24 protein-coding genes and 1 tRNA gene are annotated in these 22,903 nt (G+C 64.4%); 19 read left to right on the top strand and 6 right to left on the bottom strand.

Annotation, left to right across the window (positions count from 1 at the left end):
* The first annotated feature begins 60 nt into the window (after nt 1-60).
* The 4 genes from DPM33_RS08500 to DPM33_RS08485 all read left to right on the top strand — a co-directional run bounded on the left by DPM33_RS08500 (nt 61) and on the right by DPM33_RS08485 (nt 4,111).
* Nucleotides 61-933 carry a dimethylarginine dimethylaminohydrolase family protein gene (locus DPM33_RS08500; RefSeq protein ID WP_112096964.1) on the top strand — a complete coding sequence of 291 codons (873 nt, stop codon included), beginning with the start codon at nt 61-63 and terminating at the stop codon, nt 931-933.
* Nucleotides 903-1,559: a TetR family transcriptional regulator C-terminal domain-containing protein gene (locus tag DPM33_RS08495; protein WP_112096963.1), complete on the top strand. Its 657-nt coding sequence runs from the start codon at nt 903-905 to the stop codon at nt 1,557-1,559. The genes DPM33_RS08500 and DPM33_RS08495 overlap by 31 nt, the downstream gene beginning before the upstream one ends.
* 63 nt (nt 1,560-1,622) lie before the next feature.
* Nucleotides 1,623-3,203: a 5-guanidino-2-oxopentanoate decarboxylase gene (locus DPM33_RS08490; RefSeq protein ID WP_112096962.1), complete on the top strand. Its 1,581-nt coding sequence runs from the start codon at nt 1,623-1,625 to the stop codon at nt 3,201-3,203.
* Nucleotides 3,204-3,403: 200 nt separating this feature from the next.
* Nucleotides 3,404-4,111, top strand: a complete 708-nt coding sequence (locus DPM33_RS08485; RefSeq protein WP_112096961.1) for an SDR family NAD(P)-dependent oxidoreductase — start codon at nt 3,404-3,406, stop codon at nt 4,109-4,111.
* A 144-nt stretch (nt 4,112-4,255) separates the two neighbouring features.
* On the opposite strand, the gene rpsA is transcribed toward DPM33_RS08485, so the two are convergent.
* The 3 genes from rpsA to aroA form a co-directional block, all read right to left on the bottom strand.
* Nucleotides 4,256-5,953 (bottom strand): 30S ribosomal protein S1, encoded by a 1,698-nt coding sequence (gene rpsA, locus DPM33_RS08480; RefSeq protein WP_112096960.1) that lies wholly within the window; start codon nt 5,951-5,953, stop codon nt 4,256-4,258.
* A gap of 195 nt (nt 5,954-6,148) precedes the next feature.
* Complete coding sequence (cmk, locus tag DPM33_RS08475; protein ID WP_112096959.1) at nt 6,149-6,799, bottom strand: (d)CMP kinase; 651 nt, start codon at nt 6,797-6,799, stop codon at nt 6,149-6,151.
* Nucleotides 6,800-7,056: 257 nt separating this feature from the next.
* Nucleotides 7,057-8,409, bottom strand: a complete 1,353-nt coding sequence (aroA, locus tag DPM33_RS08465) for a 3-phosphoshikimate 1-carboxyvinyltransferase (protein WP_112097278.1) — start codon at nt 8,407-8,409, stop codon at nt 7,057-7,059.
* Between the two features lie 194 nt (nt 8,410-8,603).
* On the opposite strand from aroA, the gene DPM33_RS08460 reads away from it, so the two are divergent.
* From DPM33_RS08460 to DPM33_RS36870, 3 genes are all read left to right on the top strand, one after another.
* A complete protein-coding gene (locus DPM33_RS08460; RefSeq protein ID WP_112096958.1) occupies nt 8,604-9,002 on the top strand; it encodes a TIGR02300 family protein in 399 nt (132 codons plus the stop codon).
* Nucleotides 9,003-9,165: 163 nt separating this feature from the next.
* Nucleotides 9,166-9,241, top strand: a tRNA-Ala gene (locus DPM33_RS08455).
* A gap of 15 nt (nt 9,242-9,256) precedes the next feature.
* A complete protein-coding gene (locus DPM33_RS36870; protein WP_245442051.1) occupies nt 9,257-9,757 on the top strand; it encodes a hypothetical protein in 501 nt (166 codons plus the stop codon).
* Nucleotides 9,758-9,770: 13 nt separating this feature from the next.
* On the opposite strand, the gene DPM33_RS08445 is transcribed toward DPM33_RS36870, so the two are convergent.
* Nucleotides 9,771-9,929, bottom strand: a complete 159-nt coding sequence (locus tag DPM33_RS08445; RefSeq protein WP_245442050.1) for a hypothetical protein — start codon at nt 9,927-9,929, stop codon at nt 9,771-9,773.
* 205 nt (nt 9,930-10,134) lie between these two features.
* On the opposite strand from DPM33_RS08445, the gene DPM33_RS08440 reads away from it, so the two are divergent.
* From DPM33_RS08440 to DPM33_RS08430, 3 genes are read left to right on the top strand one after another with little or no spacing between them, the layout of a single operon-like run.
* A complete protein-coding gene (locus tag DPM33_RS08440; protein WP_112096956.1) occupies nt 10,135-10,686 on the top strand; it encodes a MaoC family dehydratase in 552 nt (183 codons plus the stop codon).
* Between the two features lie 3 nt (nt 10,687-10,689).
* Nucleotides 10,690-11,850, top strand: coding sequence for a CaiB/BaiF CoA transferase family protein (locus tag DPM33_RS08435; RefSeq protein WP_112096955.1), 1,161 nt, complete (start codon nt 10,690-10,692; stop codon nt 11,848-11,850).
* A 20-nt stretch (nt 11,851-11,870) separates the two neighbouring features.
* Entirely contained in the window at nt 11,871-12,998 is a 1,128-nt protein-coding gene (locus DPM33_RS08430; RefSeq protein ID WP_208648379.1) for an extracellular solute-binding protein, read from the top strand.
* Here the strand turns inward: DPM33_RS08430 and DPM33_RS08425 are convergent.
* The gene (locus DPM33_RS08425) at nt 12,995-13,834 is read right to left on the bottom strand and encodes an amidohydrolase family protein (RefSeq protein WP_112096953.1); all 840 of its coding nucleotides are present in this window, start codon (nt 13,832-13,834) and stop codon (nt 12,995-12,997) included. The two genes, DPM33_RS08430 and DPM33_RS08425, sit on opposite strands and share 4 nt — an antisense overlap.
* A gap of 64 nt (nt 13,835-13,898) precedes the next feature.
* Nucleotides 13,899-14,687, bottom strand: coding sequence for an IclR family transcriptional regulator (locus tag DPM33_RS08420; RefSeq protein WP_112096952.1), 789 nt, complete (start codon nt 14,685-14,687; stop codon nt 13,899-13,901).
* Nucleotides 14,688-14,853: 166 nt separating this feature from the next.
* Here DPM33_RS08420 and DPM33_RS08415 point away from each other — a divergent pair, with 166 nt between their 5' ends.
* The 9 genes from DPM33_RS08415 to DPM33_RS08375 all read left to right on the top strand — a co-directional run bounded on the left by DPM33_RS08415 (nt 14,854) and on the right by DPM33_RS08375 (nt 22,884).
* Nucleotides 14,854-16,170, top strand: coding sequence for an ABC transporter substrate-binding protein (locus DPM33_RS08415; RefSeq protein WP_112096951.1), 1,317 nt, complete (start codon nt 14,854-14,856; stop codon nt 16,168-16,170).
* A gap of 120 nt (nt 16,171-16,290) precedes the next feature.
* A complete protein-coding gene (locus tag DPM33_RS08410; protein WP_112096950.1) occupies nt 16,291-17,187 on the top strand; it encodes a carbohydrate ABC transporter permease in 897 nt (298 codons plus the stop codon).
* Nucleotides 17,188-17,189: 2 nt separating this feature from the next.
* Nucleotides 17,190-18,056: a carbohydrate ABC transporter permease gene (locus DPM33_RS08405; protein ID WP_112096949.1), complete on the top strand. Its 867-nt coding sequence runs from the start codon at nt 17,190-17,192 to the stop codon at nt 18,054-18,056.
* Nucleotides 18,057-18,060: 4 nt separating this feature from the next.
* Nucleotides 18,061-19,158 carry an ABC transporter ATP-binding protein gene (locus DPM33_RS08400; protein WP_112096948.1) on the top strand — a complete coding sequence of 366 codons (1,098 nt, stop codon included), beginning with the start codon at nt 18,061-18,063 and terminating at the stop codon, nt 19,156-19,158.
* Nucleotide 19,159: 1 nt separating this feature from the next.
* Nucleotides 19,160-20,272 carry a mandelate racemase/muconate lactonizing enzyme family protein gene (locus DPM33_RS08395; RefSeq protein WP_112096947.1) on the top strand — a complete coding sequence of 371 codons (1,113 nt, stop codon included), beginning with the start codon at nt 19,160-19,162 and terminating at the stop codon, nt 20,270-20,272.
* Between the two features lie 10 nt (nt 20,273-20,282).
* On the top strand, nt 20,283-20,612 hold the full coding sequence (locus DPM33_RS08390) for an L-rhamnose mutarotase (protein ID WP_112097277.1): 330 nt from the start codon (nt 20,283-20,285) through the stop codon (nt 20,610-20,612).
* On the top strand, nt 20,605-21,678 hold the full coding sequence (locus tag DPM33_RS08385; protein ID WP_112096946.1) for a Gfo/Idh/MocA family protein: 1,074 nt from the start codon (nt 20,605-20,607) through the stop codon (nt 21,676-21,678). Before DPM33_RS08390 ends, DPM33_RS08385 begins: the two co-directional genes overlap by 8 nt.
* Nucleotides 21,679-21,686: 8 nt before the next feature.
* Nucleotides 21,687-22,133 (top strand): MaoC/PaaZ C-terminal domain-containing protein, encoded by a 447-nt coding sequence (locus DPM33_RS08380; RefSeq protein ID WP_112096945.1) that lies wholly within the window; start codon nt 21,687-21,689, stop codon nt 22,131-22,133.
* A 19-nt stretch (nt 22,134-22,152) separates the two neighbouring features.
* On the top strand, nt 22,153-22,884 hold the full coding sequence (locus DPM33_RS08375) for an SDR family oxidoreductase (protein ID WP_112096944.1): 732 nt from the start codon (nt 22,153-22,155) through the stop codon (nt 22,882-22,884).
* The last annotated feature ends 19 nt before the right edge of the window (nt 22,885-22,903 follow it).

Below are 22,903 nucleotides of genomic sequence, written 5' to 3'. Positions count from 1 at the left end.
AAGTGTATAAATAGCCGCTCATGAAAATTTTTCGATTTTTTTCAGCTTAAAAGGGCATCGATGAGCGCTTTCGGATCACAGTCCATGGCGGCGCCGCTGCGGCGCGTGCTGATGCGGTCGGCGGCCAACGCCATGCGCGATGCCGACAGGGCTGCCTGGCACTACGGCCCGGGCTTCAACCCGGCGAAAGCGGCCTCGCAGCATGCGCTCCTTGCCGAGCTGGTGGCGGCTTCCGGCGCCGAAATCGAATGGATCGAGGACAAGGCCGACGGCCTTTCAGATTCGGTGTTCACGCACGACCCGTCGCTGATGACCGACCGCGGCGCGCTGATCCTGTCCATGGGCAAGCCATTGCGCGCCAAGGAGCCCTCGTTGCACGAGGAAACCTATAAAAGACTGGGCATCCCGATCCTCGGCCGCGTCGAGGCTCCCGGCCAGGTCGAGGGCGGCGATTGCGTGTGGGTGGACGCCCGCACGCTGGCGATCGGGCGCGGCGTCCGCTCCAACCAGGAAGGCATCCAGCAGGTTGCCAACCTGCTGACGCCGCTGGGCATTTCCGTCTACGGCTTCGATCTGCCGCTGTGGCAGGGCGAAGAGGCGTGCCTGCATCTGATGTCGGTGATCAGCCCGCTCGCCGACGACCTCGCTCTGGTCTATTCACCGCTGTTGCCGGCCGCGTTCTATCAGATGCTGAAGGCGCGCGGCATCCGACTGGTCGAAGGCGACGCCGGAGAGTTCGCCGCTTCCAACGGCCTCAGCCTGAACGTGCTGCCGACCAGTCCGCACAAGGTGATTGCCGTTGCCGGCTTCCCCAAGACCAAGGCCGCGATGGAAGCCGCCGGCTGCACGGTCGAGATATTCGAGGCGGATGCGCTCTGCATCGCCTGTGAAGGCGGGCCGACATGCCTGACGCGGCCGATCCTGCGCCAATGAATGCGCGCCGCAAGTTCCGCCGCGAGGGCGAGGAGCGGCGGCGGCAGGACCTGATCGATGCGACCCTGGACAGCGTGGCCGAACATGGCCTGCGGGGCGCCACCGTGCGCACCATCGCCTTGCGCGCCGGCGTCACCGCCGGGCTGATCCGGCACTATTTCCCCGGCAAGGAAGACCTGCTGCAGGAGGCCTATGCGGCACTTATGGGCCGCATGACCGAGCAAGCTAAAGCGGCTTTGGTCATGGACGATGCCTCGCCGCGCCAGCGGCTTGCGGCTTTCGTCACCGCCAATCTCAACGCGCCGATCATCGATCAGCGGGTATTCTCGCTCTGGGCAACCTTTCTTGGCCGCGCCGGCGCGGATCCGACGCTCGCCCGCGCCCACCGCGAAGGCTACCTTGGCTTTCGCAACGAGGTGGAAGCGGTCGTGGCCGAAGTGCTCGCCGCCGAACGGCGCAAGCCGGACGCGGCTGAGCTGCGCCGCCACGCCATCGCGATCAACGCGATCATCGACGGGCTCTGGATCGAAGGCTGCCTGGCCGGCGAGATGTTTTCGCAAGGCGAATTGGCGGCGATTGGCATCAAGGCCGTCGAGGCCGAACTCGGCCTTGGGCCGCTAGAGTAATTCCAGGAAAAGTGACAAGCGGTTTTCCGTCCGGAATTGCGAAAAACAAATAGGAGAAAACCAATGACAACCATCGGCGAAGCGCTGATCACCTTGCTCGAAGCGCATGGCGTCGACACCGTCTTCGGTATTCCGGGCGTGCACACGGTCGAGCTCTATCGCGGCCTGGCGCGTTCGAAGATCCGCCATGTCACGCCGCGCCACGAGCAGGGCGCCGGCTTCATGGCCGACGGCTATGCGCGTGCCGGCGGCCGGCCGGGCGTCGCCTTCGTCATCACCGGGCCGGGGCTCACCAACACCATCACCGCCATGGGTCAGGCGCGCGCCGATTCGGTACCGATGCTGGTCATCTCCGGCGTCAACGCCACCGATACGCTCGGCAAGGGGCTCGGCTTCCTGCATGAGCTGCCCGACCAGCGCGGCATGATGGAAAAGGTGGCGCTGTCTTCCGAGCGCGTCACTGAAGCCCATCAATTGCCGGGCGCGCTCGCCCGCGCCTTCGCGTTGTTTTCGTCGGCGCGGCCGGGCCCGGTCCATATCGAAATTCCCACCGACGTCATGGTCAAACCGGCCGACGGCATCGCGGCGGCGCTGAGCAATGTCGCGCCGCCCGCGCCGGACGCGGCGGCGACTGCCGAGGCGGCGCGGCTCTGCAAGGCCGCCCGTCGGCCGCTGATCCTGTCAGGCGGCGGCGCCAAAAAGGCCGACGCGGCGCTGCGGCGCCTGGCCGAGACGCTTGGCGCGCCCGTGGTCGAAACCGCCAATGCGCGTGGCCTGTTGCATGGCCATCCGCTTTGCGTGCCGGCCAGCCCCAGCCTCAAGGCGGTGCGCGCGCTGATGGCGGACGCCGATCTGGTGATCGCGGCCGGCACCGAATTCGGCCCCACCGACTATGACGGCTATGGCGACGGCGGCTTCGTGCTGCCGAAGAACCTGATCCGCATCGACATCGGCGCCGACCAGATCGCACGCCGTCCGGTGACGGTCGGCATCCAGGCGGATTGCGCCGAAGGGATCGAGGCTTTGCTTGCCGCGCTTGGGCAGGACCACGTCGCCGCGAAAGACGGCGAAGGCCGCGCGGCAGCGGGGCGAGAAGCGGCGCTGGCCGAATTGAGGCCGGAATATCTGGCGCAGTTGCGCGCCGTGGAACTGATCCGCGACACGCTGCCGGGCGCCATCATCGTCGGCGATTCGACACAGCCCATCTATGCCGCCAACCTCTATTACGACCACGACCGTCCCGGCGGCTGGTTCAACGCCGCGACCGGTTTCGGCGCGCTGGGCTACGGTCCGCCGGCGGCGATCGGCGCGGCGCTTGCCGTTCCGCAAGCGCCGGTGGTGTGCCTCACCGGCGACGGCGGCTTCCAGTTCACTTTGCCGGAGATCGGCGCCGCGCTCGATGCCGAAACGCCGGTCATTTTCGTCGTCTGGAACAATCGCGGCTATCGCGAGATCGAGACCTCGATGCTCGATGTGGGCGTCGAGCCGGTCGGCGTATCGCCGGCGCCGCCGGATTTCTGCAAGCTCGCCGACGCTTATGGCATCGAGGCCGAGCGGCTGGCCGGGGTCGGCGGCCTCACCGAGGCGCTGAAGCGCGCGCGGGCGGCCGGCAAGCCGCGCGTCATCGAAATCACCGTCGACTGAAAGACTGGCGCGACCGTTGCTTGGTCCATATCGGCGCACCAGCAACTGGCATCGCCCGCCATGCTCCGACGCATGCAAAGACGCTGCGCCAGCCATGTCGATATTTCAATTGAGTGACAGCGCGAAAGGGGCGACGTTCGAGGCTGGGGCGGCATAACCCAAGATATAATCATAAAAAATATGACAGGAGCGGTCAAAGTATGACGGAAACGCTGAATGGCAGGCATATCGTGGTGACGGGCGGCACTGGGGCGCTCGGCGGCGCGGTTGTCGGCAGGTTGCTTGAACAGGGCGCGATCTGCCACGTGCCGAACGCCCACGCGGCGGCGCCGCCGCATTTTCCTTTTGCAGCCCACGCCAGCGTGCATCTGGCGCATAATGTCGACCTGTCGGATTCGGCCAAGGTCGAGGCCTTCTACCATCAGCTACCCGAGCTCTGGGCCTCGATCCACCTTGCCGGCGGCTTCACCATGGCGCCGGTCGAAAAGATCGAGTCCGCCTCCTTCGCCGAAATGATGGACACCAACGCCCGCACGGCGTTCCTGTGCAGCCGCGCCGCGGTGCGCTCGATGCTGGCCTCCAACACGGCCGGCCGCATCGTCAATGTCACCGCGCGCGCCGGCCTCGAACCCAGGCGCGGCTCCGGGATGGTCGCCTATGCCGCGAGCAAGGCGGCGGTCGCGGCCATGACGGTGGCGATGGCCGAAGAGCTGAAAGGCAAAGGCATCCTGGTCAACGCCGTTGCGCCCTCGACGCTCGACACGCCCGCCAACCGCGCCGACATGCCCGACGCCGATTTCGCCAAATGGGTCAGCCTCGAGGCTGCGGCCGAAGCGATCGCCTATCTCGCCTCACCCGCCAACCAGGCGATGAGCGGCACGCTGGTCCCGCTCTACGGCCGCGCCTGAACTCTATCTCTTTGTTATACGCAATTCCGGACGGAAAACCGCTGACACTTTTCCTGGAATTGCTCTGATATCCCGACAAGAGAAAAACCCCGCCGGATCGCTCCGGCGGGTTTTTTTGCTGTTCGTCCGTTGAAGAGGCTTGGCTTAGCTGCCCTGCTTCTTCAGCGCCGCGCCCAGGATGTCGCCCAGCGAGGCGCCGGAGTCGGTCGAGCCGTACTGGGCGACCGCTTCCTTCTCCTCGGCGATTTCCAGCGCCTTGATCGAGACCTGCAGCTTGCGGGTCTTCTTGTCGAAGGCGATGACGCGCGCATCGACCTTCTGGCCGACGGTGAAGCGCTCGGGCCGCTGCTCGTCGCGGTCGCGCGAGAGGTCGGAACGCTTGATGAAGGTCTCGATGCCGCTGTCGACCAGCCGCACGTCCAGACCGCCATCCTTCACGCCGATGACCTCGCAGGTGACGACGGCGTTCTTGCGCAGCTCGCCGCTGTTGGCCGCTTCACCGACCGTGTCACGGGCCAGTTGCTTGATGCCGAGCGAGATGCGCTCCTTCTCGATGTCGACGTCGAGCACCTGCGCCTTGACCATGTCGCCGCGATTGTACTCTTCGATGACCTGCTCGCCCGGACGGGTCCAGTCGAGGTCGGAGAGGTGCACCATGCCGTCCACGTCGCCTTCCAGGCCGATGAACAGGCCGAACTCGGTCTTGTTCTTGACCTCGCCCTCGACCTGGCTGCCGACCGGATGGCTCGAGGCAAAAGCCTGCCACGGATTCTCCAGCGTCTGCTTGAGGCCGAGCGAGATGCGGCGCTTGGCCGGATCGACCTCGAGCACCACGACGTCGACTTCCTGCGTCGTCGACAGGATCTTGCCGGGGTGCACGTTCTTCTTCGTCCACGACATTTCCGAAACGTGGATTAGGCCTTCGATGCCCGGCTCCAGCTCGACGAACGCGCCGTAGTCGGTGATGTTGGTGACGGTGCCCTTGATCTTTTTGCCGATCGGGAACTTGGTGCCGATATCCGACCACGGATCCGACTCGAGCTGCTTCATGCCGAGCGAGATGCGGTGGGTTTCCTGGTTGATGCGGATGATCTGCACCTTGACCGTCTGGCCGATGTTGAGGATCTCGGTCGGATGGTTGACGCGGCGCCAAGCCATGTCGGTGACGTGCAGCAGGCCGTCGATGCCGCCGAGGTCGACGAACGCACCGTAATCGGTGATGTTCTTGACCACGCCTTCGACCACCTGGCCTTCCTCGAGGTTCTGCACGATTTCCGAACGCTGTTCGGCGCGGCTTTCCTCGAGCACGGTGCGGCGCGACACCACGATGTTGCCGCGGCGGCGATCCATCTTGAGGATCTCGAAGGGCTGCGGGTTGTGCATCAGCGGGGTGACGTCGCGGATCGGGCGGATGTCGACCTGGCTGCGCGGCAGGAACGCCACGGCGCCGTCGAGGTCGACGGTGAAGCCGCCCTTGACCTGGTTGAAGATGACGCCTTCGACGCGCTCACCCTTGGTGAACTTCTCTTCGAGACGGACCCAGCTCTCTTCGCGGCGAGCCTTCTCGCGCGACAGCATGGCCTCGCCAAGCGCGTTCTCGATGCGCTCGACATAGACTTCGACGGTGTCGCCGACCTTGAGGGAGGATTCCTTGCCCTTGGCGCCGAATTCCTTCAGCGGCACGCGGCCTTCGACCTTGAGGCCGACGTCGATGATGGCCATGTCCTTTTCGATCGCGGTGATCGTGCCCCGGACAACCTGGCCCTCGCCGGAATGGCCGGCGGTGAATGATTCTTCGAGCATGCTCGCGAAATCGTCGCGAGACGGATTAGCTACTGACATTGTTTCTCCTGGAATGCCTCGCATTTCGAGCGGGGCGGGCGCCGTGGGTTAGCGTTGCGTTGAGCCTGCCGGCGTTCCGGGCTGAAAGCCCTTGGCCGCTGTTCAGGCGGCAAGTCCGGCGCATAAGAATGCTGGCAGGCTGGTTCTTGCCCGATATGGGTATTTTCGCCGCCGACGGCAATCGAAAACCCGTAATCAGGCCTTGTTTCTCTTGGCAAGGACGTCGTCAACGATCGCCATCGCCGCCAGAAACGCGGCTTCTATAGCCATTTCGCTGGTATCAAGCAAGTGCGCGTCTGCCGCCGGCTTGAGCGGCGAGTCGGAGCGGCCCATGTCGCGCTCGTCGCGGCGCTCGATATCGGCGAGGATCGTGGCGAAATCGGCGCTGCCGCCCATGCTCTCGATCTCGGCCAGCCGGCGCTTTGCCCGCACCGCGGCACTTGCCGTGACATAGAGCTTGATGTCGGCATCAGGGCACACCACGGTGCCGATGTCGCGGCCGTCGAGCACCGCGCCCGGCGGTGCCTTGGCGAAGGCGCGCTGCTTTTCGACCAGGATGCGCCGTACCGTGGGAATGACGGCGACCTTGGAGGCCGCCTCGCCCACGGCATGGGCCGACAGCACTGTCCGGTCGAGGCTCGACAGGTTGACCTGCCGCGCCGCGGTTTCGGCCGCCGAGACATTGTCGAGAGGCAGGCCGAGCTCGAGCAGCTTGTGGGCGACGGCGCGGTAAGTGAGGCCGGTGTCGAGAAGGTTCAGGCGGTAGTGGTCGGAAAGCCGGCGGGCCAGCGTGCCCTTGCCGGCGCCGGCCGGGCCGTCGATGGCGATGGTAAAGGTCGAGGTCATTGGCTGCTCGCCATGAATAGAGGGCGCAAGGAACAAGACGAGTGCCGTGATCCTTCGCGCCCCCCTCTGTCCTGCCGGACATCTCCCCCACTTGGGGGGAGATTGGCAGTATTGGCGCCTCGCTCAATTCTGCAACGTGGGCGATTGGCGAAAGCCGCGACAAGGGCTGATCTCCCCCCTTGTGGGGGAGATGTCCGGCAGGACAGAGGGGGGCGCTGTCCCGCCGGCATTTCAGTTTGACCCCAACCCATCGCCCGTCACTCGATCTCCGCGCCCAGCCCCTTCATCAATCCCATGAACTCCGGAAAGCTCGTCGCGATCATGTTGGCGTCGTCGATGGTCACCGGCTTTTCCGTCGCCAGCCCCATCACCAGAAAGCTCATGGCGATGCGGTGGTCGAGATGCGTCTTCACCGCTATTTCCTGGCCACTGCCGCCCAGCCCCTTGCCGCCCGGTCTGCCGCGCACTGCGAGCGAAGCCTCGCCCTCGCTGCAGTCGACGCCGTTGAGCTTCAGCCCGTTGGCCACGGCCGCCAGCCGGTCGGATTCCTTGACGCGCAATTCCTCCAGGCCCTGCATCAGCGTCTCGCCCTCGGCGAAACTGGCGGCAACGGCCAGCACCGGATATTCGTCGATCATCGACGGTGCCCGCTCCGGCGGCACGATGACGCCCTTCAACTCGGAATACCGCACGCGCAGATCCGCGACGTCCTCGCCGCCGGCATTGCGCGGATTGAGGATGTCGATGCGCCCGCCCATCTCCTGCAGAGTTAAAAGCAGGCCGGTGCGGGTCGGGTTCATCAGCACGTTTTCGATCGTGATGTCCGAGCCCGGCACGATGAGCGCGGCGACCAGCGGGAAGCCGGCCGAGGATGGGTCGCCGGGCACGGCGATGGCCTGTCCAGTCAGCTTGCCCTGGCCCTCGATGAAGATGTGGCGCACGCCGCGCTCGTCGGTCTCGACCGTCAGGTTGGCGCCAAAGCCCTTCAGCATCTTTTCGGTATGATCGCGCGTCATCACCGGTTCGATCACGGTGGTGATGCCAGGCGTGTTGAGGCCGGCAAGCAGCACCGCCGACTTCACTTGGGCCGACGCCATCGGCACGCGATAGGTGATCGGCGCGGCATGTTTCGGGCCACGCAGCGTGATCGGCATGCGGTCGCCGGGCGCTGCCTTCAGCACCTGCACGCCCATCTGGCGCAGCGGGTCGAGCACGCGGCCCATCGGCCGGCCGGAAAGCGAGGCGTCGCCGATGAAGGTCGTCTCCATGTCATAGGTGCCGACGAGACCCATGGTCAGCCGCGAACCGGTGCCGGCATTGCCGAAATCGAGCGGGCCTTCCGGCTGCAACAGCGCCCCGTTGCCGGTGCCGCGGATCACCCACTCGGCGCCGCGCTTCTCGATATGCGCGCCCATCGCCTTCATCGCCGCGCCGGTGCGCATCACGTCCTCGCCCTCGAGCAGGCCGGTGATGCGGGTTTCGCCGGAAGCGAGGCCGCCGAACATGAAGGAGCGGTGCGAGATCGATTTGTCGCCCGGCACGCGTGCGGTGCCGGCAAGGGCGGGGGATTTGCGGGCCGTGGCTGGTTTAGCGGCGGCGGAATGAGACATTTTGTCTTCCAAATGAAATGCCGGCTGGCCGGCACGGTTCGTCATGATGCGGCGGTCTCGTATCACGGCGCGCGGCAATGGTCATCCCCTTGGCGCAAGCCTTTGAAAAGCGGGTTTTGCGCGCATGTCTTTTGGCTTTGACAGCGCCGTAAACTGCGGCTAAGGGGACCATTCTTTTTTTGACGAGGCTTGCTGTGGCGAAAGCTGAACTTGGCACAAAGCGTGTCGACCCCGAGACGGGGCGGAAATTCTACGACCTGAACAAAGACCCGATCGTCTCGCCCTATACGGGCAAGAGCTATCCGCGCTCCTATTTCGACGAAGGCAAGATTTCCGCCATCGAGGAAGAAGAGGAAGTCGCCGACAAGGAAGTGGACGGCGACGAAGAAGAAGGCGCCGAAGTCGTCTCGCTCGAGGAAGCCGATGACGAGGCCAAGGGCGGCGGCGACGCTCTTCCCGATCTCGGCGACGACGAGGATGAAGACGTCGATCTCGGCGATGACGAGGACGATACTTTCCTTGCCGACGAAGAAGAAGAGGACGACGACGTCTCCGACATGATCGGCGTCGGCGACGACGAGGACGAGGTCTGATCGGATCGTTTGCCGGCCATTTTGGCCTGTGACGAAAAAGCGGCTTTTGAAGGCTTGATCTTGTCCGAAGGCGGCGCTAGAAGCCGCCAGCACTAAACGACGGCGCGGTCCCGACCGCGCCGGATCTCTTCGCCGGAAACGGCGCCGGCTGACTGCCGGGAGTGGGGCCATAGCTCAGTTGGGAGAGCGCTTGAATGGCATTCAAGAGGTCGTCGGTTCGATTCCGATTGGCTCCACCAAACAGTCTCCTGGCAATGCTTGGATTTTCGGCATTTGCCCTGGTCGCCTGCCAATCCACTCCAGACACACAACCTGTTGCTTATCCGCAACCTGTTGCTGAACCGCAGCCCGCTCCGACTGCCGTTGCGGCTCCCGCGCCAGTTCCGTCGAATTCCGCGGCCCTGGACCAGACCGTTGCCGTGGTCCCCCCGGCCAAGGGCGTTCCGGCGAAATACGCCGCGTTCTCCGGTATATGGGCAGGTCAGCTCAACGGCATGTATGATGGCAAACTGGCCGTGCTGACGGTGTCCCAGGGCGGGCAGGTGACGGTCAGCTACGCATGGGGCGATCTGGCCGACAACAAGCCGGGCGTCGCCGACGGCTCAGGGCGGATCGCTGGAAACACATTGAAGCTCGGCCGCCTGCCGAACGGCGCGGACATCACAGCCACGATGCCGTCGCCAGGAACGCTCAGCGTTACCTATGCGCTTGCCGGGCAGACCTACACCGGCGCGTTCGTCCGGGTTAGCCAGTGATCAAAATCGGCTACTAAGGAAGCGGGTCGCGCGTGATCCGCACGCACAGCTTCTGCACGGCAAGCGTCGCCTGGTCGAAGGCGTAGACACCGAGCCGGACGCCGCGCGCGCCCTGGAAATAGGGCGCCTCGCGATTGAGGCTGCCGGCGAAAACCAGACAGATGCTTCGCATCGATGGTTCCTCCCACGCCGGCGCTGCTGCCCCTGTGCCGGCTTTCCAAAAATTTCGCCAACCGTCGCTTGCAAGAATCTCCCATATGTGAAAATATTATTCACAAAAGAAAATCGACGGGAGGAAAAGCGATTATGCGTCTCGCCATCCGGCATCGTGCCCGGACCCGCCGTGCAGGCCGCGCCGCAACCTCCCGGAGCGCCGCATGACCGCGTTCTCGCCGACCGTCGGCGTCGCCTCGACGCATCCGGCCGACATGCCCGAGGCGCATGCCGACATACCGGTCTGGAATTCGGAAAACTGGTTCTACGAGGACTGGCAGCCCGGCCACAAAATCCGCTCGCTCCGCCGCACCATCGCCGAGGGCGAAAGCCATATGTTCAATGCGCTTGTGCTGGATATCCACCCTTACGTGCAGGACCAGATGTTCGCCGAGAAGGAGGGCATTTTCGGCCGGCGGCTGGTGGCCGGCGCCTTCGTCTTTTCAGCTGGGCTCGGCCTCGTCGCCACCAACTGCGTCAACGCCTTTTCCTATGGCTATGACAGACTGCGCTTCATCAAGCCGGTCTTCATCGGCGACACCATCTATTCGATCCGCTCCAACCTCGACAAAAAACCGCGCTACAAGGAAATGGGCCTGATCCGCGCCAGCTATGAAGTCTTCAAGGGTGAAGGAGAGCTGGTGCTCTACTGCGAGCATCTGCAGACGGTGAAATACAAGAACCCGGCCGATTTCGTCGGCAAGACAGAGAAGTGAACCGTGGCCGCTGAAAAAGAACTTCCGCTGACCGGCCTCGTCGTCATCGACATGAGCCAGTTCCTGTCGGGCCCTTACTGTTCGCTGCGCCTGCTCGACCTCGGCGCGCGCGTCATCAAGATCGAACGGCCCGACGGCGGCGACCTGTCGCGCCGGCTCTATCTCAGCGACACCGAGATCGGCGGCGACTCCACCATTTTCCACGCCATCAACCGCGGCAAGGAGAGCCTTGCCGTCGACCTCAAGAACGGGGCCGATCTCGCCACGCTGCGCGGGCTGATCGCCAAGGCGGATGTTCTCATCCAGAATTTTCGACCGGGGGTCATCGAACGCCTCGGCCTCGACTATGAGCATGTCAGGACGCTCAATTCCCGGCTCGTCTATGCCTCGATCAGCGGCTATGGCGAGGACGGCCCCTGGGTGAAACGCCCCGGGCAGGACCTGTTGGCGCAGGCGCGCTCCGGCGTGATGTGGCTGAACGGCGACGAGGAGCAGGGGCCGGTGCCGTTCGGCCTGGCGATCGCCGACATGCTGGCGGGCGCTGCCAGCGCGCAAGGCATCCTCGCCAAGCTCGTGCGGCGCGGCATCACCGGTGAGGGCGGCCATGTCGAAACCAGCCTGCTCGAGTCGCTGGTCGACTTCCAGTTCGAGGTGCTGACCACGCATCTCAATGACGGCCGCCGTCAGCCGAAACGCTCGTCCTTCCGCAGCGCGCATGCCTATCTGTCGGCGCCTTATGGCGTCTATCCGGCCAAGGACGGCTATCTGGCGATCGCCATGACGCCGATCCCGAAAATTGGCGATCTCCTGGAACTGCCCGCGCTCGATCCATTCCGCGACAAGCCGGCGACCTGGTTCACCGCCCGCGACGAGATCAAGGCGATCATCGCCGGGCGCATCGCCGAGAAGACCATCGACGAATGGCTGGCCGTCCTCGAGCCCGCCGATGTCTGGTGCGCCAAGGTGCTGACCTGGCCGGAACTGATGCAAAGCGACGGCTTCAAGACGCTCGACATGCTGCAGACCGTGACTCGCGAGGACAATGTCGCGATCCTCACCACACGCTCGCCGCTGCGCGTCGACGGCGCGCGCACCAGGGTGGAGCGCGCGGCGCCGCGCATCGGCGAGCACAGCGAAAAAATCCGCGCGGAGTTCGGCCTGTGAGCGGTGTTTCGTTGAAAGGCATGACCTGGAACCACCCGCGCGGCTACGACCCGATGGTGGCGTGCTCGGCTCTGTGGCAGGAAAAGACCGGCGTCTCGGTCGAATGGGAAAAGCGCTCGCTGCAGGATTTCGAGTCCTTTCCTGTCGAAGAACTCGCCCGCGCTTACGATCTGATCGTCATCGACCATCCGCATGTCGGCCAGATCACCGCCGAGAAATGCTTGGTGCCGCTCGATGTGCCTGGGCGCGAGGCGGAGCGCGAAGCGCTGGCCAGGGCAAGCGTCGGCCAATCCTATCCGAGCTACACCTGGCAGGGCCGGCAGTGGGGTTTCCCGATCGATGCCGCCACTCAGGTGCAGGCTTGGCGACCCGATCTGATCGAGGGCGCGCCGAAAATCTGGACCGAAGTGCTGGCGCTTGCCGAGCAGGGCCGCGTGCTCTTGCCGCTCAGGCCGCCGCATTCGCTGATGTGCTTCTACACGTTGGCCGCCGAGCTCGGCCGGCCATGCACGGTCGACGGTTCGGCCGACCTGGTCTATGGCGAGACCGGCGAAACCGCTTTCGAAATGCTGCGTGAGATCGCGTCGCTCGTCGATCCCGCGTGCCTGACGATGGACCCGATCGCGGTGTTCGAAAGGATGGCGGAGTCCGGATCGCGTATTGCCTGCACGCCGCTGGTCTACGGCTATGTTCCTTATGCCGTGGCGGGTTTCCGGCCGCACCGTCTCGCTTTTGCCGACATGCCTGTCGCCGGCGGCGACGGCCCGGTCGGCTCGGCGCTCGGCGGTACCGGCATTGCCGTCTCGGCTTTTTCCGCCGCGCGCGACGCGGCGATCGACTTCGCCTACTGGATCGCCAGCGGTGACGTGCAGCGCGGGCCTTACGCCGCCGCCGGCGGCCAGCCCGGCCATGCCGCGGCCTGGGAGGATGATGCCGTCAACGCCGCGACCGGCGATTTCTATCGCGCGACCAGGGCGACGCTTAAAGGCGCCTGGGTCCGCCCGCGCCACAACGGCTACATGGCCTTCCAGGAGCAGGCGTCCGACCGGGTCAATGAAGGTCTTGCCGGCAGGCAGGACGCCAGGCGTGTCGTCGCCGACATCAACCGCCTCTTCAGAGAGAGTTTCGCGCCGGCCGCCGTCGGCTAATTGAGCCGCCACAGGCGGCGAGCATTGCCGGACAGCAGGCGCGCTCGCTCCGACTCGCTTGTTCCGGCCAACAGCGCGTGCGTGGCGGCAATCCAGGTCGTCAGCCCGCCGCCCAGCGTGCAGACCGGCCAGTCGCTGCCCCAGATCACCCGGTCCCAGCCGAAGCTTCTGATCGTATGCTCGACATAGGGTCGAAGCGTATCGACCGTCCATGTCGCCGGATCGGCATAGGCGACGACGCCGGAGATCTTGGCCGTGACGTTCGGCCGCTTGGCGATTGCCTCCATATGTTCGCGCCACGGATGCTCGGCGTTGCCCTTGATGTCGGGCACGCCGCAATGGTCGAGGACGAACTGGACGTCGGGCGCCAGATCGGCGAGCGCCACCGCCTTCGGGATCTGATGCGGCAGCACGACCAGGTCGAAGGTCAGGCCGGTGCCGGCCAGCCGCTTGATGTTCTGGCGAAACAGCGCACCTTCCGAGACATCATCGGGCACCACATGCAGCACGCGGCGAAAACCCTTGACGAACGGCTCTGCCTTGACCGTCTCAAGATAGGTTTCGAAGCCGGCCTCCTCGGGACGGCAGGACGCGATCGCGCCTCGAAGCAGGCTGCCCGCCCGGCCGGCGAGCGATTTCACATAAGCGGTCTCGGCGGCGATGTCGGCGGGGTCTACGTCGACCTCCATATGCAACACGCCTTCGATGCCTGAGCGCCGCGCATCGGCGGCATATTCCTCGTAGGAGAAATCTCGGTTCAATGCCGGCACGCCGACCAGCCATGGATAGCGAAGCGCGCTCTGGTCGATGAGATGCAGATGCGTGTCGATGATCATGGCGGCGCCTCCTCCATTGTGCCGGACAATATCCCGCCTAAAAATCCATTATTCAAATAAGAAATTAGGATGATTGCGGCACATCGGACCCGGCGAGCTGCGATAGCCTCGCCGCGGCGTCCTGAAGATGCCGAATCGTCAGCGTGATATCCGGCGCCGTGGGCGCGTTGACGAGGGTGATATAGGGAATGGTCAGCGCCGCGATGGCTCTGCCGTCGGGTCCGAGCACCGGCGTCGAGAGATTGTAGACGCCGGCCGTCTGCAACGACGCCATCATCTCGTAGCCGCGGTCGCGCACCTGGTCGAGGCGGGCGAAGAACTCCGGTGTCAGGTTGAGCTGTTCGGTGCTCTGCAGGTGCTCGGCGATCATCATCTTGCGCTCTTCCGGCGAGCGGAAGGCGAGCAGCACATGGCCGGAGCCGGTGTCGAACAGGCTGATATGCGAGCCGACGCGGATCGAGATACCCCAGTAGCGCGGCGCTTCCTGCTGCGCGATAACCACGGCGGCGCCGCGGTCGAACACCACCAATTGATTGGCCTGCCATGAGGTTTCGGCCAGTTCGCGCATGATCGGCGTTGCGTAGGACACCAGCCGGCGCACCGGCGCGTGCAGTTGCGCGAGCCCGAACAGCTTGAGCGTCAGCGAATAGCGGTCGCCGTCGATCTTGGTGACATAGCCGCGCCGCACCAGGCGGTCGAGCATGCGGTAGAATTCGTTCGGGCTGCGGTCGAGCCGCTTGGCGATCTCCGCCTGCGTCAGCCCGCCATCCACGCTCGACAGCAGCTCGAGGATGTCCAGGCCCTTGTCGAGCGCGGGCGCGCGGTAGCGATCTCCGTCTTCTTCCTCTGCCACCGATCCCTCCAGTGAATTTCGACCTGCATATATGCATGAACTTCATTCGGCGGGAAGCATAATCGGCTTGACCCGGGAATGAAAATGCTATTTGCATATGAATGAAACCTGATCGGCGCGGTTCCGCATCCTGCGGGCCGTCGCCGCAGGCTCATGGGAGGAGAACATGACGAGACTGCTTCTAGGCATATCCGCCGGCCTGGCCGGGCTGCTGCTGGGTGGCACGGCGTTTTCAGCCGATCTGCCCGGCAAATTTCCGGGCGTGACGATCGACGCCAAGCTGATCGGCGGCCAGCAATATGAGAAGCTCTACGAGCGCATTCCCGAGTGGGAGAAATTGACCGGCGCCAAGGTCAACATCCTGTCGAAGAAGAACCATTTCGATCTCGACAAGGAGATCAAGTCGGACATCGCCTCCAACTCGATCACCTGGTGCGTCGGCTCCAACCACACCTCGTTCGCGCCGCAATATCCGGGCATCTACACCGACCTCGCCAAGCTGCTGCCGAAGGAGGAGATCGACGCCTTCGTCCCGTCCAACGTTGCCGCCGGCACGCTGGACGGCAAGTTGGTGATGCTGCCGCGCGCGCAGTTCGACGTCTCCGCTCTCTATTATCAGAAGAGCCTCTACCAGGACGAAGCCAAGAAGAAGGCCTACAAGGATAAATACGGCGAGGAACTCGCGCCGCCGGATACGTTCGACGAGATGGCGCAGCAGGCCGAATTCTTCGCCAGCCCGCCCGATTTCTACGGCACCCAATATGCCGGCAAGGAAGAGGCGATCAACGGCCGCTTCTACGAGATGGTGATCGCCGACGGCGGTGAGTATCTCGACAAGGATGGCAAGCCCGCCTTCAATTCCGAGGCCGGCGTCAAGGCGCTCGACTGGTTCGTCAACCTTTACAAGGCCAAGGCCGTGCCGGCCGGCACCACCAACTATCTGTGGGACGATCTCGGCCAGGGCTTTGCTTCCGGCACCGTGGCGATCAACCTTGACTGGCCGGGCTGGGCCGGCTTTTTCAACGATCCGAAGTCGTCCAAGGTCGCCGGCAATGTCGGCGTCAAGGTTCAGCCCAAGGGTTCGTCCGGCAAGCGCTCGGGCTGGTCCGGCGCGCATGGCTTCTCGGTCACCGAGAACTGCGCCAACAAGGAGGCCGCCGCCTCGCTGGTCTGGTGGCTGACCAACGAGGACAGCCAGAAGCTGGAAGCCGCTGCCGGCCCGCTGCCCACCCGCACCAAGGTGTGGGAATGGGACATCGAGCAGGCGAAATCCGATCCGTACAAGACCGAAGTGCTGCAGGCCTTCCAGGAAGCCGCCAAGAATGCCTTCCCGGTGCCGCAGACCCCGGAATGGATCGAGATTTCCAACGCCGTCTATCCGGAGCTGCAGGCCGCCATCCTCGGCGACAAGACGTCGAAGCAGGCGCTCGACGACGCCGCCGCCAAGGCAACGCAGATCCTCCAGGACGCTGGCAAGCTCTAGGCAGCCGCGCCCCGCAACCGCCTCCCCGCAAACCGGGGAGGCGGCCGCGTAGCCTCGCGAAATATGCCATCCTCGGTTTCGGCCGCGGTTGGATCAGTTCACTTCGCCAACAGGATCCCGATGAAGGGCTTCAAGCCATCCGCGCCGATTCTTCTTCTGCTGCCGGCCTTCGTCGTGCTGGCGGCGGTGGTGCTCGTGCCGCTGCTTTTGTCGCTCTATTCAAGTTTCACGCCGTTTCGGCTGACCCGGCCCGAGACCTTCTTCGTGCTGATCGGCTTCAGAAACTACGTCTCTATCCTGAGCAATCCGGACTTCTGGTATGCCTTCGGTAGAACAGTGCTTCTGCTCACCGTCGCGCTCAATCTCGAAATGCTGCTCGGCCTCGGCCTGGCGATGCTGGTTGAGAAGGCGACGCGCGGCCAGCGCATCCTGCGCACGCTGATGATGTTCCCGATGATGTTCTCGCCGATCCTGGTCGGCTTCCAGTTCAAGTTCATGTTCAATGACAATATCGGCCTGGTGAACAACGCGCTGCAGTCGTTCGGCATTACGCAGGACGCCATTCCTTGGCTGATCGAAAGCCATCTCGCCTTCACCGCCATCACCATCGCCGAAGTCTGGTCGTCGACCTCGATCTTCGCCATCCTGATCCTGGCCGGCCTGCTCGCCATGCCGAAGGAGCCGATCGAGGCGGCGCGCGTCGATGGCTGCACGCCCTGGCAGACCTTCCGTTATGTGACCTGGCCGTTCGTCATGCCCTTTGCCTATATCGCCATGACGATCCGTTCGCTCGACGTGGCGCGCGCCTATGACATCGTCAAGATCATGACCGACGGCGGCCCCGCTGGCCGCACCGAGCTCTTATGGACGCTGGTCGGGCGCACCGCCTATAGCGACGCCCGCATGGGTCTCGCCAACGCCATGGCCTATTTCTCGATCCTGCTGTCGATCGCCTTCACCGTCTATTTCTACAACAAGCTCGCCGCGGCGCGCGCGCAGATCGGCGCGGAGTGGTGACGATGGACGAGAACGCCTCCGCCCGCCTCACCCGCCGCGCGCTGACCGTCGCGCACCGAGTCGGCCTGTTCCTCGCAATGCTCTTGATCTGCCTGCCGGGCATCTGGATCGTGCTGTCGTCGCTGAGGCCCACGGTCGAGATCATGGCCAAGCCGCCGGTGTGGGTCCCGCAGCAGCTCTCCTTCGATGCCTATATCGCGATGTTCAGCGGCATCGGCAAAGGCGGCATCCCCGTGCTCGACTATTTCCGCAACTCGCTGATCATCTCGGTCACTTCGACAGTGATCGCGGTCGCCATCGGCATGGCCGGCGGCTATGCCTTCGCGCGCTACCGGTTTCGCGGCAAGTCCGGCATGTTCCTCGGCCTGATGCTGACGCGCACCGTGCCCGGCATCGCCATGTCGCTGCCGCTGTTCTTCGTCTATGCGCGCCTCGGCATCATCGACACGCATTTCGGCATGATCCTCGCCTATGTCGCATTGAACATCCCCTTCACCATCTGGTTGATCGACGGCTTCTTCCGCCAGGTGCCGAAGGACCTCGCCGAGGCAGCCCAGATCGACGGCTGCACCCGCTGGCAGGCGTTCTGGCAGGTCGAGTTCCCGCTGGCGCGGCCCGGCATCGCCTCGGCCGCGATCTTCGCCTTCCTCACCTGCTGGAACGAGTTCGCGCTGGCCTCGCAGCTGACCCGTTCCGTCAATTCCAAGACGTTGCCCGTCGGGCTGCTCGACTACACGGCCGAGTTCACCATCGACTGGCGCGGCATGTGCGCGCTGGCGGTGGTGATGATCATCCCGGCGCTGACCCTCACCTACATCGTCCAGAAACACCTCGTCGGCGGCCTGACCTCCGGCGCGGTGAAAGGTTGACTTCATGGCAACGGTTTCGCTGAAAAAGCTCACCAAGCGCTACGGCAATATCGGGATCGTGCACGGCATCGATCTCGACATCGCCGACCGCGAATTCATCGCGTTGGTCGGTCCGTCGGGCTGCGGCAAGTCGACCACGTTGCGCATGATCGCCGGTCTCGAGGATATCAGCGGCGGCAACATCGACATCGGCGGCCGCGTGGTCAACGACCTGCCGCCGCGCTCGCGCAACATATCGATGGTGTTCCAGTCCTACGCGCTCTACCCGCATATGACGGTGCGCGAGAATCTCGGCTTCTCGCTCAAGATCGCGGGCGCCGCCAAGGACGACATGGACAGGCGCGTCGCCGAGGCCTCCGCTATCCTCGGTCTCGATGAGCTGCTTGATCGCCGCCCCTCCCAGCTTTCCGGCGGCCAGCGCCAGCGCGTCGCCATGGGCCGCGCCATCGTGCGCGATCCCGATGTCTTCCTGTTCGACGAGCCGCTCTCCAACCTCGACGCCAAGCTGCGCACGCAGATGCGCACCGAGATCAAGAAGCTGCACGCCAAGGTGAAGTCGACGGTCATCTACGTCACCCACGACCAGGTCGAGGCGATGACGCTGGCCGACCGCATCGTCATCATGCGCGCAGGCCATATCGAGCAGGTCGGCACGCCGGACGAGGTGTTCAGCCGGCCGGCGACCCGCTTCGTCGCCGGCTTCATCGGCTCGCCGCCGATGAACCTGCACGAGGCGACGGTAAGCGATGGCAGGCTAATGTTCAGCGGCGGCGACAGCCTGCCGCTGCCCGCCCAGTTCAAGTCGAAGACATCGGCCGGCGACAAGGTCGTGTTCGGCATCCGCCCGGACGATTTTTACCCCGCCGGCCACGGCCTGAGTTCAGGCGGCGAAACCGAAGTCCACCGCGTCGAGCTGCCGGTCAGCATCACCGAGCCGCTCGGCAACGAGACGCTGGTTTTCGCCGAGTTCAACGGCACCGACTGGGTGTCGCGCATGCTCAACCCGAAGCCGCTTAAGGCCGGCGACAGGATCGGCATGAGCTTCGACTTGAGCCGCGCGCATCTGTTCTCCGCCGAGACCGGCAAATCGCTGAGGGACTGACATGGCGAAAATCGAGAAGATCGAACTGCGCATGGTCGACCTCGTGCCGAAGGTGAAACGCACGGACGCAATCCAGAGCTTCGTCAGCCAGGAAACGCCGATCGTCACCATTACCGATTCCGACGGCGCGTCTGGCACCGGCTACAGCTACACGATCGGCACCGGCGGCTCGTCGGTGATGCGGCTTCTGGCCGACCATCTCGCGCCGCGCCTGATCGGCCGCGACGCCGACCAGATCGAGGCGATCTGGCACGATCTCGAATTCGCCACCCATGCCACCACCATCGGCGCCATCACCGCGATCGCGCTCGCCGCCATCGACACGGCACTTTGGGATCTGCGCGCAAGAAAGCAGAACCTGCCGCTCTGGAAGCTCGCCGGCGGCGCCAAGGACCGCTGCCCGCTCTACACCACTGAGGGCGGCTGGCTGCATATCGAGACAGAGGCGCTGGTCGATGATGCGCTGGCGGCGAAGGCGAAGGGGTTCACCGGTTCCAAGGTCAAGATCGGCAAGCCGCACGGCTCCGAGGATTTTTCGCGGCTGTCTGCGGTGCGCAAGGCGGTCGGCGACGGCTACGAGATCATGACCGACTGCAACCAGGGCTTTTCGGTCGACGAGGCGATCCGCCGCGCCGAGCGGCTGCGCGAGCTCGATCTCGCCTGGATCGAGGAGCCGCTGCCGGCCGACGACATCGACGGCCACGTGCGGCTGTCGAATTCGACGGCGACGCCGATCGCGGTCGGCGAGTCGCTCTATTCGATCAGGCACTTTCGCGAGTACATGCAGAAAGGCGGCTGCAGCATCGTCCAGGTCGATGTCGGCCGCATCGGCGGCATCACGCCCTGGCTGAAAGTCGCCCATGCCGCCGAGGCCTTCGACATGCCGGTCTGCCCGCATTTCCTCATGGAACTGCATGTCAGCCTCACCTGCGCTATCCAGAACGGCAAATATGTTGAATACATCCCGCAGCTCGATGAGTTGACGGGCGGGAAGATGCGCATCGAGAATGGTCATGCGCTGGCGCCGAGCGAGCCGGGCATCGGCATCGACTGGGACTGGGACGCAGTCAAGGCAAGAAGCATCGCCGAGTTCACCACGGCGATCGTGAAATAGGAGGCGGATGATGCAGCGCATGGGCATGGTGCTCGGGCTGAAGCCCGAGAAGGTCGAGGAATATGTCCGCCTCCACGCCGCCGTCTGGCCGGACGTTCTCAGCATGATCTCGACCTGCAACATAAAGAACTACTCGATCTATCTGAAGCGGCCGGAAAACCTCCTGTTCTCCTATTTCGAGTATCACGGCACCGATTATGCCGCAGACATGGCCCGAATGGCCGCCGACCCGAAGACGCAGGAATGGTGGGCGGTCTGCATGCCCTGCCAGGAGCCGCTGAAGACCCGCAAGGAAGGCGAGTGGTGGGCGACGATGGACGAGGTCTTCCATCATGACTGATGCCTTCGATCCGGCATCGCTGTCGCAGTCCTGGCCGAAGCCTTCGAAGCCGCGCCCGATCGTCACCTTCGGCGCCGGCTCGATCGTCGGCGACGCGCATTTTCCCGCCTACCGCAAAGGCGGCTTCCCGATTGCCGGCCTCTACGATCCGGATCAGGCGAAGGCGCAGGCTTTGGCTGAAAAATGGGGCGTCACGGCGTTCCGTTCGGTCGAGGAGGCAGCGGCCGTGAAGGACGCGATCTTCGATTTAGCCACGCCGCCAGGCCGGCACGCTGAGGTGCTGAAGGCGCTGCCGGACGGCGCGGTGGCGCTGATCCAGAAGCCGATGGGCAACTATCTCGGCGAGGCAACCGAGATCCTCGAGATCTGCCGCGCCAAGAATCTCAAGGCCGCCGTCAATTTCCAGCTGCGCTTCGCGCCGATGATGCTGGCGCTGAAGGACGCCATCGCCAAGGGCTGGCTGGGCGAGGTCGTCGATTTCGATGCCTTGCTCGCGCTCGACACGCCGTGGCAGCTCTGGGAGTTCCTGCTCAAGGCGCCGCGCGTCGAGATCGCCATGCATTCAATCCACTATCTCGACCTGATCCGCCAGCTTCTAGGCAATCCGCTCGGCGTGCACGCCAAGACGCTCGGCCACCCCAACCACAAGGTCGCGCAGACCCGCACCAGTGCCATCCTCGATTATGGCGACACGGTGCGCTGCGGGCTTTCGATCAACCACGACCACAAATTCGGCCGACGCTATCAGGCCTGCGAGTTCCGCATCTGCGGCACCGAGGGCGCGGCTTACGTCAAGCTCGGCCTCAATCTCGATTATCCGCGCGGCGAGCCGGACATCCTGGAAATCCATCCCAAGGGCGGGTCGAAGTGGGTCACGGTCCCGCTCGCCGGCGAATGGTTCCCCGATGCCTTTGTCGGCCGCATGGCCAATGTCCAGCGCTTCGCCTCCGGCGAAGACGCCGAGCTGGTCAGCTCGGTCGAGGATGCCTGGAACACCATGGCGCTGGTCGAGGCCGCCTATAAATCGAGTGCCGCGCCGGCAACGCCGCTGGCCGCAAAGCCGTAAGGCAGGACATGGAACAGACCACCTATTTCGAGGACTATGAGATCGGCTCCTCGCGCCTGACCACCGGCCGCACCATCACCGAGACCGACTTCGTCGTCCATGCCGGCCACACTGGCGATTTCTTCCCGCATCACATGGACGCCGAGTTCATGAAGACGACGCCCTTCGGCCAGCGCATCGCGCATGGCACGCTGGTCTTCTCCGTCGGCGTCGGGCTGACGGCGAGCGTCATCAACCCCGTCGCCTTCTCCTATGGCTACGACCGGCTGCGCTTCATCAAGCCGGTCTTCATCGGCGACACGATCCGCACGCGGACCACCATCGCCGCCAAGGAGGATGACCCTAAGCGGCCCGCTTCAGGGCGCGTCATCGAACGCGTCGAGGTTTTGAACCAGCGCGACGAAGTCGTGCTGGCGGCGGATCACATCTACGTCGTCGAGCGGCGGCCCGGCTGAAAGAACGGAGACAAGGAACATGGCGGATATCACAGGCAAGGTCATGGTCGTCACGGCCGCGGCGCAAGGCATCGGACGGGCAAGCGCTTTGGCCTTCGCCAAGGCGGGCGCCATCGTCCACGCCACCGACATCAACGAGGCGGCCCTGGCCGAACTTGGCAAGACGCCAGCCGTCACGACGCGAAAACTCGATGTGCTCAACGACGATGCGGTGAAGGCCGCCTTCGCCGAGATCGGCCGCGTCGACGTGCTGTTCAACTGCGCCGGCTTCGTCCATGCAGGCTCGATCCTGGAGATGAAGGACGAGGATCTCGATTTCGCCTTCAATCTCAATGTGCGTGCCATGATCCGCACCATCCGCGCTGTGCTGCCCGGCATGCTGGAGCGCGGCGACGGTTCGATCATCAACATGTCCTCGGTCGCCGGCGCGCCGAAGGGCGTGCCGAACCGCTTCGCTTATGGCGTCACCAAGGCGGCCGTCATCGGTTTGACCAAATCGATCGCCGCCGACTATGTCGCCAAGGGCATTCGCTGCAACGCCATCTGCCCAGGTACCGTCGAAAGCCCCTCGCTTCAGGGCCGCATGCAGGCTCAAGGTGATTACGAGACTGCCCGCGCGGCCTTCATCGCCCGCCAGCCGATGGGCAGGATCGGCACGCCGGATGAGATCGCCGATCTCGCCGTCTATCTCGCCGGCGCGACTTATACGACGGGACAGACCTATAATATCGACGGCGGCTGGTCGATCTGAGGCGGTTTCGGCCACCAGC

Origin of the sequence: Mesorhizobium hawassense (assembly GCF_003289945.1) — a bacterium.
GTDB lineage: Bacteria > Pseudomonadota > Alphaproteobacteria > Rhizobiales > Rhizobiaceae > Mesorhizobium > Mesorhizobium hawassense.
This window is presented reverse-complemented; position numbering and strand designations above follow the sequence as displayed.